9 protein-coding genes are annotated in these 11,588 nt (G+C 70.1%); 4 read left to right on the forward strand and 5 right to left on the reverse strand.

Features of this window, described 5'->3' with window-relative positions:
• Positions 1-8 precede the first annotated feature (8 nt).
• Complete coding sequence (locus VPH43_RS10640) at positions 9-218, reverse strand: hypothetical protein (protein WP_328577664.1); 210 nt, start codon at positions 216-218, stop codon at positions 9-11.
• Between the two features lie 154 nt (positions 219-372).
• On the opposite strand from VPH43_RS10640, the gene VPH43_RS10645 reads away from it, so the two are divergent.
• On the forward strand, positions 373-2,673 hold the full coding sequence (locus VPH43_RS10645; protein ID WP_328577665.1) for a PhoX family protein: 2,301 nt from the start codon (positions 373-375) through the stop codon (positions 2,671-2,673).
• Between the two features lie 51 nt (positions 2,674-2,724).
• Here the strand turns inward: VPH43_RS10645 and VPH43_RS10650 are convergent, their stop codons facing one another.
• From VPH43_RS10650 to VPH43_RS10660, 3 genes are read right to left on the reverse strand one after another with little or no spacing between them, the layout of a single operon-like run.
• Positions 2,725-3,540 carry a BPSS1780 family membrane protein gene (locus VPH43_RS10650; protein WP_328577666.1) on the reverse strand — a complete coding sequence of 272 codons (816 nt, stop codon included), beginning with the start codon at positions 3,538-3,540 and terminating at the stop codon, positions 2,725-2,727.
• A gap of 8 nt (positions 3,541-3,548) precedes the next feature.
• Positions 3,549-4,553 carry a homoserine kinase gene (locus VPH43_RS10655; RefSeq protein WP_328577667.1) on the reverse strand — a complete coding sequence of 335 codons (1,005 nt, stop codon included), beginning with the start codon at positions 4,551-4,553 and terminating at the stop codon, positions 3,549-3,551.
• Positions 4,554-4,558: 5 nt separating this feature from the next.
• Complete coding sequence (locus VPH43_RS10660; protein ID WP_328577668.1) at positions 4,559-4,876, reverse strand: hypothetical protein; 318 nt, start codon at positions 4,874-4,876, stop codon at positions 4,559-4,561.
• Positions 4,877-4,925: 49 nt separating this feature from the next.
• On the opposite strand from VPH43_RS10660, the gene polA reads away from it, so the two are divergent.
• Complete coding sequence (gene polA, locus VPH43_RS10665; RefSeq protein WP_328577669.1) at positions 4,926-7,700, forward strand: DNA polymerase I; 2,775 nt, start codon at positions 4,926-4,928, stop codon at positions 7,698-7,700.
• Between the two features lie 130 nt (positions 7,701-7,830).
• On the opposite strand, the gene VPH43_RS10670 is transcribed toward polA, so the two are convergent.
• A complete protein-coding gene (locus tag VPH43_RS10670) occupies positions 7,831-8,631 on the reverse strand; it encodes an inositol monophosphatase family protein (protein WP_328577670.1) in 801 nt (266 codons plus the stop codon).
• Between the two features lie 56 nt (positions 8,632-8,687).
• On the opposite strand from VPH43_RS10670, the gene VPH43_RS10675 reads away from it, so the two are divergent.
• Both VPH43_RS10675 and VPH43_RS10680 read left to right on the forward strand, forming a co-directional pair.
• Entirely contained in the window at positions 8,688-11,219 is a 2,532-nt protein-coding gene (locus VPH43_RS10675; protein ID WP_328577671.1) for an ABC transporter permease, read from the forward strand.
• A gap of 134 nt (positions 11,220-11,353) precedes the next feature.
• Complete coding sequence (locus VPH43_RS10680) at positions 11,354-11,530, forward strand: hypothetical protein (RefSeq protein ID WP_328577672.1); 177 nt, start codon at positions 11,354-11,356, stop codon at positions 11,528-11,530.
• Positions 11,531-11,588 lie beyond the last annotated feature (58 nt).

An 11,588-nucleotide genomic window follows, 5' to 3' on the forward strand; every position in this document is an offset into this window, starting at 1 on the left:
GGTGGGCGTCAGTCGGAGCTGCTGCCCGGTGTCACCGCGTCGATGGTTTTTTCCACCACCTTGCCGGTGACCTTGACGCCTGTGCTCACCACCGCGCCGGTGACGCTGATGGCCGCACCCGCGGCCGCGCCGGCCACCGACACCACGGCACAGCCGGTGAACGCGGGCAAGGCCGCCACCAGGGCGGCAGCCATCAGCAAGCGGCGAAGGTTCGGCATGGCAGGTGTGGGGCTGGAAGCAGAGCGACGATTATCACGCGCTGGCCTCGCGGCGTGTCATGCGGATGTCACGCGCCGGTCATGGTGGTTTCACCGGATGTTCCTACGCTGGCGGGCTGAACCTCACTCCTGGCCGCCTGAGGCGGCTCTCCGAATGAACAAGCGCGCCGACTTTCCGCTGACCGAGATCGACCCCGACGACATCGGGCACAACGCCTCCGCCAACCCCACGTTCGACAGCGTGCTGAGCGCCCGGCTGTCGCGCCGCTCCTTGCTGCGGGGCGGCGTGGGCACGGCGGCCACGGCGCTGTTTGGCAGCGTTGCGCTGGCCGCCTGCGGTGGTGGCGGCGATGACGAGGCGGCCCCGCCGCCGGTGGCCACCGATCCCCCGATCACCAGCCTGGCCTTCACGGCGGTGGCCAAGAGCCTGGAGGACAGGGTCACCGTGCCGGCGGGCTACACCGCCACCGTGATCTACGCGCTGGGCGATCCGCTGGACGCTGCCACGCCGGACTACCGCAACGACGGCACGGACACCGGGTTCGACCAGCGCGCCGGGGATCACCACGACGGCATGGGCTACTTCGGCCTCGGCGCCAATGGCCTGCGTGACGACAACGCCTCCGACCGCGGCCTGCTGGTGGTGAACCATGAGGCCACCAGCCACCCGGGCAGCGAGCTGTCGTCCACCTACCTGCATGCCGACGGCGGCACGCCCACGCTGCCGCGCCCGGCGGCCGAGGTGGACAAGGAAGTGCCGATCCATGGCGTGTCCGTGGTGGAAGTGAAAAAGGCCGCGGGCGGTGGGTTTGCCACCGTGCGCGATTCGGCCTTCAACCGCCGTATCACGCCGCTGACCCCGGTGCAGCTGGCCGGTGCCGCGCGCGGCAGTGCGCTGATGAAGACCGCGTATTCCGCCGACGGCACGCAGGCGCGCGGCACCTTGAACAACTGCGGCACCGGCCGCACGCCCTGGGGCACCCTGCTCACCGGCGAGGAGAACTGGGCCGGCTACTTTGCGCGCGGCGCGGCCGACGATGCGGCGCGTGGCAACGACAAGAGCGTGGCCTCGCTCAAACGCTACGGCCGCGCCCAGGGATCCAAGAGCCGCCACGGCTGGGAAAGCGCCGGCGCCGACGACAAGTACCAGCGCTGGGACATCAGCCGCAAGGGCACCTCCACCGACGGCACGGACGACTACCGCCACGAGCTCAACACCTTCGGCTACCTGGTCGAGATCGATCCCTACGACAAGGCGGCCGCCATCAAGAAGCGCACCAGCCTGGGCCGCTTCGCGCACGAGAGCGCGGCGTTCTCCAAGCTGGTGGAGGGCCAGCCGATCGCGGTGTACATGGGTGACGACTCACGCGGCGAATACATGTACAAGTTCGTGTCGTCCGCCACCTGGAGCGCGGCCGACGGCAATGCGGCCGACCGGATCGCCCAGGGCGACAAGTACCTGGACAGCGGCAAGCTCTACGCCGCACGCTTCAATGCGGACGGCAGCGGCGACTGGCTCGAGCTCACGATCGCCAACCCGCTGATCGCCGGCTTCACCGGTTATGCGTTTGCCGACCAGGCCGACGTGCTGGTCAACGCCCGCCTGGCGGCCGATGCTGTGGGCGCGACCAAGATGGACCGCCCGGAGTGGTGCGCCACCCACCCCACCACCGGCGAGGTGTACTACACGCTCACCAACAACAGCAGCCGCAGCGCCACGCCCGGCGCCGGCCAGTTCGGCGTGGACCCGGCCAACCCGCGTGCCTACAGCGACCTGAAGGGCGATCCCGCGCAAGGCGGCACCACGCAGCGCGGCAACGTCAACGGCCACATCATCCGCCTGGCTGAAACCAACGGCGCCGCCGCCGCGGCCACCTTCCGCTGGGATGTGTACCTCTTCGGTGCCCAGGCCCAGCGCGATGCTGCCGACACCAGCCTGAGCGACGCCGACTACGCGGCCAGCGTCAACCTCTCCTCGCTCACCGCCGACCAGGACTTCTCCAGCCCCGACGGCCTGTGGTTCAGCCGGAACACCGGCCTGTGCTGGATCCAGACCGACGACGGTGCCTACACCGATGCCACCAACTGCATGATGCTGGCCGGCGTGCCTGGCAGCGTCGGCGACGGCGCGAAGAAGACACTCGCCTATGGCAGCACCAGCGTGGACACCTACGTCGGCAAGGCACCCACCGCGCAGACGCTGAAGCGCTTCCTGGTCGGCCCGGTGGATTGCGAGATCACCGGCTTGTGCGAAACCCCGGATGGCAAGGCGCTGTTCGTCAACATCCAGCATCCAGGTGAAACGATCAGCAAGGCCGCGCTCGCCAACCCGGCCGGCTACCCGAGCCACTGGCCGGCCAATGCCGGTTATGGCGCCGGCGGTGCCACCACCGCGCGCCCGCGCTCGGCCACCGTCGTGATCACCAAGGACGATGGCGGACGCATCGGCAGCTGAGCTCCGGGGTTTCTGCCCTCGTTCTTGAGCCGGCCTGAGCGCCGGCTTCTTTCATGCGGGTGTGGCCGGGGTGTCGGCGGCGCCGAAGCTGTCGGTGAAGGTGAAATACAGCGAGGCGTAGAACACCGTCATGCCCATCAGGGCGAGCGGCAGTGCCGCCACCGGCGCGAACTGGCCCATGCCGAGCAGGCCGAACACCAGCGCTGCCAGCGTGCCCGCCACGATCGTCAGCGCCAGCCACACCAGGCTGTAGACCGCGAACGCGCCTTTGCTGCGCCACACCGCCAGCGTGCTGGAGAACAGCGACTGCGCCACGCCCTGCTCACCCCAGAGCACCAGGGCCGGCGCGTGCCAGAAGGGGATGGACAGCAGCGCGATCAGGCCGGCCTGCAGGCCCAGGCCGCCCACCAGCCGCGGATCCTCGGTCACGGCCTTCACCTGCTCCGGCGTGGCCTGCTGGCCGCTGGCGTACAGCGCGCGCAGGTGCTCCCACGCATCGCCGATCACCAGCTCGCTCAGCAGCAGCGCGGCCAGTGTCACCACGCCGTACAGCGCACACAGCTTGAGCAGCGTGCCGCGGCGCGCCTTGCTGCGCACCAGCGGCTCCACCAGCTGGCCGGGGTGCACCGGCCCGCCGCGCAGCGCCGATTCGGTGGCCACCATGAAACCCAGGCTGAGCAGCGGCAGCGCCATCAGCGACACCACGCTGCCCACCAGCGGGATGAGCACGGACACCAGCAGGCTGGTGAAGAAAAAGCCCAGCAGCAGGGCGCAGAAGCCCATGGGCCGCAGCATGAAGGCGCGAAAGCCCTGGCGCACCCAGCGCGCGCCTTGCTGCGGAGCCACCGGCCGAAGATGCAATGCCATGTGAGGTGTCAGAAAGCCGGGTGCCAGGGGCGGTTGATGCGCTCGCGCAGCACGCGCTCGAAATGGCCGGGGTCGTGGGCCTTGAGCATGGCGGCATCGCGCGGCAGGTAAAAGTCCCACAGGCGCGACAGCCAGAAGCGGAACGCGGCGGCGCGCAGCATGGCCGGCAGCAGGCGCTGCTCGCCGGTCGTGAGCGCGCGCACGTGGGCATACGCCTGCACGAAGGCGGCGGCGCGCTCTTCCACCAGGCGGCCGCTTTCCAGGTCGATGCACCAGTCGTTCAGGCACACCGCGATGTCGAACAGGAAGGTGTCCACCCCCGCGAAATAGAAGTCGAACAGGCCGGACAGGCGCTCGCGGCCCGGCAGGCCCTGCACGCTGGCGTCCTCGGCCGGCAGGTCGGCCGGCGCGAACATCACGTTGTCGCGGAACAGGTCGGCGTGGATGGGCCCGCGCGGCAGCGCCGCATGCGCGGGGGACGCCGCCAGGCTCTGCTGGTAAGCCAGCTCGTCGCCGAGCAGGTTGCGCTGTTCGTCGTCCAGGTACGGCAGCACCACCGGCACGGTCTCCGTCCACCAGGCCAGGCCACGCAGGTTGGGCTGGAACAGCGCGAAGTCCTGGCCCGCCAGGTGCATGCGCGCCAGCATGCTGCCCACCTGCTCGCAATGGTGCAGGTCAGGTGCCAGCTGGTGGCCGCCCAGGAGCTTGTCCACCAGCGCGGCGGGCTTGCCCTTGAGCGTGAAGAGGATCTCGCCCTGCACGTCGGCCCGCGGCTCGGGCACGGGAATGCCCTTGCGCGCCAGGTGCTGCATCAGGCGCAGGTAGAAAGGCAGCTGCTCCAGGCTCAGGCGTTCGAACAGCGTGAGCACGAACTCGCCACGCTCGGTGGTGACGAAGTAGTTGGTGTTCTCGATGCCCGCGGTGATGCCGCGCAGCCCGGTGAGCGTGCCCACCCCCAGCGGCTCGACGAAGCGCGCGGCCTCCTCGAACGTCACTTCCGTGAAGACAGCCATGGAACTCAGAATCCCAGCACGTTCCACACCCGCTGGCCCACCGCGCCGCGCAGGCCTTCGCCGGTGCCGCCGGGGTTGCGCCCGGTCGCGCTGGTGACGATCTCGTAGGCCGGCGCGCTGGCGGCCTTGGGCCGCACCACCACGCGCTGGGTTTCGCCGCGCACACGCAGCTCTTCCACCCGCACGTTGTCGTCCTCCTGCACGATGCGCTGGACCACGGGTTCACCGCCGCGCGGCGATGCGTCGGCGGCGTGGGCGGCGGCCGCGGCCAGAAGGGGCAGGCCGGCGGCCAGCCGCCACAAGAGCAGGGAAGGGGAGGGCATGGGCGGATTGTAGGAGGCCGGGTTTTCACTGTTGCCCGACAATCCGCCGATGGACGAGACACCCCCCCAGACCCTGCTGCTGGTCGACGGCTCCAGCTACCTCTACCGGGCCTTCCACGCCCTGCCGGACCTGCGCGGCCCGGAGGGCGTGCCCACCGGCGCGCTGCATGGCATGGTGGCCATGATGAAGCTGCTGCGCGAGCAGGTGCCGGCCCAGCACGCGGTCTGCGTGTTCGATGCCAAGGGCCCGACCTTCCGCAACGAGTGGTACAGCGAGTACAAGGCGCACCGGCCGCCGATGCCGGAGCCGCTGGCGCAGCAGGTGGAGCCGATCCGCGAGGTGGTGCAGCTGCTCGGCTGGCCGGTGCTGGAAGTGCCCGGCGTGGAGGCCGACGACATCATCGGCACGCTGGCGCGCATCGGCGCCGAGAGCGGCCGCAAGGTGATCATCTCCACCGGCGACAAGGACATGGCGCAGCTGGTGAACGAGCGCGTCACGCTGATCAACACCATGAGCAAGGAGACGCTGGACCCGGCTGGCGTGATGGCCAAGTTTGGCGTGCCGCCCGAGCGCATCGTGGACTACCTCACCCTGATCGGCGATGCGGTGGACAACGTGCCGGGTGTCGACAAGGTGGGCCCCAAGACGGCGGCCAAGTGGATCGCCGAACACGGCAGCCTGGACAACCTGATCGCCAACGCCCACACCATCAAGGGCGTGGCCGGCGACAACCTGCGCAAGGCGCTGGACTGGCTGCCGCAGGGCCGCCGCCTGGTCACCGTGGTGTGCGACTGCGACCTCACGCCCCACATCGAAGGCTGGCCCGCCTGGGACAAGCTGGCCCTGCGCGAGGTGGACCGCGAGGCGCTGCTGGCCTTCTACACCCGCTTCGGCTTCACCACCTGGCGCAAGGAGCTGGAGCAGGCCCTGGGCCTGGCGCCGGCCAAGGCCGCCGCCACGGTGCGTGCCAGCCCCAGCGTGCTGGACGAGCCGCCGCTGCCGGTGGCGACCGCGCTCAAGCGCGAGTACGAAACCATCTTCACCCGCGAGGCGCTGGACCGCTGGCTGATCCGCCTGCGCGAGGCGCCGCTGGTGGCCATCGACACCGAAACCGGCTCGCTGGATGCGATGCAGGCGCACATCGTCGGCATCTCCTTTGCCGTGGAGCCGGGCGAGGCGGCCTATGTGCCGGTGGCGCACGACTATCCCGGCGCGCCGGCGCAGCTGTCGCTGGACGAAGTGCTGGGCGTGCTCAAGCCCTGGCTGGAGGACGAACACGCGCTCAAGGTCGGCCAGCACATCAAGTACGACGTGCATGTGCTGGCCAATTACGGCATCACCGTGCGCGGCTACCAACACGACACCATGCTGCAGAGCTATGTGCTGGAGGCCCACAAGCCGCACAACCTGGAGAGCCTGGTGGCGCGGCACGTCGGCCGCAACGGCCTGAGCTATGAAGACGTGTGCGGCAAGGGCGCGCACCAGATCCCCTTCTCGCAGGTGGACATCACCAAGGCCACCGAATATTCCGGCGAGGACAGCGAGATGGCCTTGCACGTGCACCAGACGCTGTACCCGCGGATCCAGGCCGAGCCCGGCCTGCGCTTCGTGTACGAGAAGATCGAGATGCCGGTCACCCAGGTGATCCAGCGCATCGAGCGCAACGGCGTGCTGGTGGATGCGCAACTGCTGGCCCAGCAAAGCCGCGAGCTGGCCGAGAAGATGCTGGCGCTGGAGCGCGAGGCTTATGAGCTGGCCGGCCAGCCCTTCAACCTGGGCTCGCCCAAGCAGATCTGCGAGATCCTGTTCACCAAGCAGGGCCTGCCGGTGCTGAAAAAAACCGCCTCCGGCGCGCCGTCCACCGACGAAGAGGTGCTGGACAAGCTGGCCGAGGACTATCCGCTGCCACGCAAGATCCTGGACCACCGCTCGATGAGCAAGCTGAAAGGGACCTACACCGACAAGCTGCCGCTGATGGTGAACCCGCGCACCGGCCGGGTGCACACCAACTACGCGCAGGCGGTGGCGGTGACCGGGCGGCTGTCCAGCAACGAGCCCAACCTGCAGAACATTCCCATCCGCACGGCGGAAGGGCGGCGCATCCGCGAGGCCTTCATCGCGCCGCCAGGGCATGTGATCGTGAGTGCGGACTACTCGCAGATCGAGCTGCGCATCATGGCCCACATCAGCAACGACGAGAACCTGCTGCGGGCCTTCCGCGAGGGCATGGACGTGCACCGCGCCACCGCGGCCGAGGTGTTCGGCGTGCCGCCGGACGAGGTGAGCAGCGAGCAGCGGCGGTATGCCAAGACCATCAACTTTGGCCTGATCTACGGCATGAGCGCCTTCGGGCTGGCGGCCAACCTCGGCATCGAACGCTCGGCGGCCAACGCCTACATCGACCGCTATTTCCAGCGCTACCCGGGTGTGCGCGACTACATGGAGCGCACCCGCACGCTGGCGCGTGAACGCGGTTATGTGGAAACCGCCTTTGGCCGTCGCGTGGTGCTGCCGGACATCGTGGGCGGCAACGGCCCGCGCCGCGCGGGCGCGGAGCGCCAGGCGATCAACGCGCCCATGCAGGGCACGGCCGCCGACCTGGTGAAGCTGGCGATGATCGCGGTGCAGGGCGCGCTGGACCGCGATGGCGTGGCCACCAAGATGATCATGCAGGTGCACGACGAACTGGTGTTCGAGGTGCCCGAGGGCGAACTCGACTGGGTGCGCGAGAACGTGCCGCGGCTGATGGCTGGCGTGGCCGAGCTGTCGGTGCCGCTGCTGGCGGAATTCGGCATCGGGCCCAACTGGGAGAAGGCTCACTGACGCGCAGCGTCAGTGAGCCTTTGGCTGCGCCCGGTGGGCGCAGCCAAACGCCCTATGTTTGGCTCCCCCGGGCCCCCTCCCAGCGGGGGTTCCAGCATGGATGTGGGCGCCGGCCCGCGGCCGGCGTCACTCAGTCGTCCAGCAGCGCGTGGCGGGCGGCTTCCCATACTTGCGCGCTCGCTGCAACGAGCAGGCCCGTGCGGTCGTCGCCCGGCCGGTACGGCGAACCGTCCCAACGCGCCACGTGGCCGCCGGCCTCGGTAAGCAATAGGGTGCCCGGCGCATGGTCCCAGGCCAGGGTGCGCCAGTACACCGCGAAGTCGCTCTCCCCGCGCACGATCGCGGGGTAGTCCACGCCCGCCGCGTTGCTGCCTGGGTGCAGCTGGTGCAGGCGCGTGGTGCGGCGCTCGATCTCCTGCTTCAGGCCGTCGGGCAGGTAGCGCGTCTTCACAATCCCGCTCAGCGCGGTGGCGCCGGGTGTGCTCACCTGCAAGCGTCGGTCGTCCTGCCAGGCGCCGGCGCCTGATTCGGCGCTGCACAGCGTGCCGCGCAAGGGGTCGAGAATCCAGCCGGCGAGCGTCTGGCCGTCGCGCAGCAGCGCTACCATCATCGCCACCTGCGGCCGCCCGACGATGAAGTTGCTGGTGCCGTCCAGCGGGTCCACCAGCCACACCGCGCCGTGGTCCAGGCCCTGCAGCAGGCGAGCGTCCAGCGCACTGGCTTCCTCGCCCACCACCCGCGAGCCCGGCACCAGCGCCTGCAGCGCCGGCGTGAGCAACGCTTCGACCTCACGGTCGACGATGGTCACCATTTCGCCAGGCGACTTCTCCTCGATGTCGCCGTGCTGCAGGCGCTGGAAACGCGGCACGACGATCGCTGCGGCCGCCTGGCGCAGCAGTTCGGCGACCCGCGCCGTGAGGGATGTGTTCATGCGCCCATGATCGCCCAGCCGCAGCGTGGCCCCGAGCGCTGGTGTACCGTCGCGGCATGCTGACCTTGCGACCCTCCCTCTGGCTGCTCGCCAAGACCCAGACCCTGCGTGACCTGCGTGCGGGCGAACTGCGCCTGCTGGTGCTGGCGGTGGTTCTGGCGGTGGCGGCGCTCACCGCGGTGGGCTTTTTTGCCGACCGGCTGAATGCCGGCCTCACGCGTGACGCACGCCAGCTGCTGGGTGGCGACGCGCTGGTGGCCAGCGACCAGCCCACGCCGGCGGACTTCATCGCCCAGGCGCGCTCGCTGGGGCTGGGCACGGCCACCAGCGCCAGCTTTCCCAGTATGGCGCGGGCGCCGGACGAGCGCGGCGGCGCCACCCGGCTGGTGTCGGTAAAGGCGGTGTCGGCGGCGTACCCGCTGCGGGGCGCGCTGCGGCTGAAGTCCGCAATCGATGCGCCCGAACAAACGGTCCAGCGGGCCCCCGAGCCCGGCACCGTGTGGGTGGACGTCGGCGTGCTGGCGGCGCTGAACCTCCAGGTCGGCGAGCCGCTGCTGTTGGGCGATGCCAGCCTGCGCATCGGCCGCATCATCGTGGTGGAGCCCGACCGTGGCGCCGGCTTCCTGGCGTTTGCACCGCGCGTGATGCTCAACGAGGCCGACCTGGCCGCTACCGGGCTGGTGCAGCCGGGCAGCCGCATCGGCTACCGCCTGGCCGTGGCCGGCACCGACCCGCAGGTCAACCGTTTCGTGGCCTGGGCCGAGTCCCGCATCAAGACCGCCCGGCTGCGGGGTGTCAACGTCGAATCTTTCGAGGCTGGCCGGCCGGAGATGCGCCAGACGCTGGACCGCGCCCACAAGTTCCTCAATCTGGTGGCCTTGCTGGCCGCCTTGCTGGCGGCGGTGGCGGTGGGCATCGCGGCGCGCGACTTCGCCAACCGGCATCTCAACGATTGCGCGGTGCTGCGGGTGCTGGGCGCACCCCAGCGCACCATCGCCCTCATCCACCTGCTGGAGTTCGGCGCGGTCGGGCTGGTGGCCAGCGCCATCGGCGTGCTGATCGGCTTCGCGGTGCATCACGTCTTCGTGTGGCTGTTGGCCGGCCTGGTGGAGGCCAGCCTGCCGGCGCCCGGTGTGTGGCCCGCCTTGATGGGGCTGGGCGTGGGCCTGCTCCTGCTGCTGGGTTTCGGCCTGCCGCCGGTGCTCCAGCTGGCCAGCGTGCCGCCGCTGCGGGTGATCCGGCGCGACGTGGGCGCGCCCAAGGCCGCCTCGCTGCTGGTGCTGCTGGGTGCGGCAGCGGGCTTCGCCGCCTTGCTGGTGGCGGTGTCGTCGGACCTGAAGCTGGGGCTGATCGCGGTGGGCGGGTTTGCCGGCGCGATGCTGGCGTTTGCGTTGCTGTCGTGGGTGGCGGTGGGCGTGCTGCGGCGCGCGGTGCCGGAGGCGCGCGCGCCACGCTGGCTGGTGCTGGCCACGCGCCAGATTGCCGCGCGGCCGGCGTTTGCGGTGCTGCAGGTGTCGGCGCTCAGCGTCGGGTTGCTGGCGCTGGTGCTGCTGGTGCTGCTGCGCACCGACCTGATCAGCAGCTGGCGCCAGGCCACGCCGCCGGATGCACCCAACCGCTTCGTCATCAACGTGCAGCCCGACCAGGCCCAGGCCTTCCAGCAGGCGCTTCGCCAGGCCGGCGTGGCGCGCTACGACTGGTACCCCATGATCCGCGGCCGCCTGGTGGCGGTGAACGGCCAGCCCGTGGCACCGGACGCCTATGTGGAGGACCGCGCCAAGCGCCTGGTGGAGCGCGAGTTCAACCTCAGCCACAGCGCCGAGATGCCGTTGCACAACAAAGTGGCGGCCGGCCAGTGGAAAGCCGAGGAGCCCGACGCGCTGAGCGTGGAGGAGGGGCTGGCGCAGACGCTGGGCCTGAAGCTCGGCGACCGCCTGCGCTTTGACCTGGGCGGGCAAATGCAGGAGGGGCGCATCACCAGCCTGCGCAAGGTGGACTGGGGCTCCATGCGGGTGAACTTCTTCGTGATGTTCCCGCGTGCGCAGATGCCCGACCTGCCGGTCACCTTCATCTCCGCCTTCCGCGCGCCGGCCCAGCCGGGCTTCGACAACGCGCTGGCGCGCGCCTTTCCCAACATCACCGACGTGGACGTGTCGGCCTCGCTCGGCGAGGTGCAGCGCGTGCTGGACCAGGTGATCCGCGCGGTGGAGTTCCTGTTCGCCTTCACCCTCGCCACCGGGCTGGTGGTGCTGTTTGCGGCGGTGGTGGCCACCCGCGAGGCGCGGGCGCGCGAGTTCGCGGTGATGCGCGCGATGGGCGCGAGCGCGCGCCTGCTGTCGCAGGTGCAGCGCGCGGAGCTGCTGGGCGTGGGCGCGCTGGCCGGGCTGCTGGCCTCGCTGGCGGCTATCGTGGTGGGCTGGGCGCTCGCGAAGTACGCCTTCGAGTTCAGCTGGAGCGCATCGCCCTGGGTGCCGCTGGCCGGCGCGGTGGCCGGTGCGCTGCTGGCCTTGCTGGCGGGCTATTGGGCGTTGCGGGGGGTGCTGCGGCGGCCCGTCGTGCAGACCTTGCGCCAAGCCGGCGAAGGTTAGACGGCCGTTCGTCGCCAGCCTTTGCAGTTCGTCGCGGCGCTTTGGGTGTTCATCGCAACGCGCTGTCAATAGGGGCCGATGCTCCCTAGAGTTCGTTCCATCGCAACGCTGAACCGAACCCAAGGAGCCCCACCATGACGAACCGCAACGCTTCCTCTTTCACCGCCCTGGCCCTGTCCGTGGTGGTCACCGTGGCCGTGCTGCTGGGCATCGACACCCTGGCCGTGCAGGAGCATGCGGCCACCGACATGGCGGCCGCTGCCGCGCAGGCGCAGACCGTGGCCGTGAAGGCCGCGCAACCGCGCAGCTGATACTGCAACGCTTCGGCGTTGCGTCAACGAAAAAAAGCGCCTGGACGCCAGGCGCTTT

Origin of the sequence: Ideonella sp. BN130291 (assembly GCF_036231905.1) — a bacterium.
Lineage (GTDB): Bacteria > Pseudomonadota > Gammaproteobacteria > Burkholderiales > Burkholderiaceae_C > CAMLIZ01.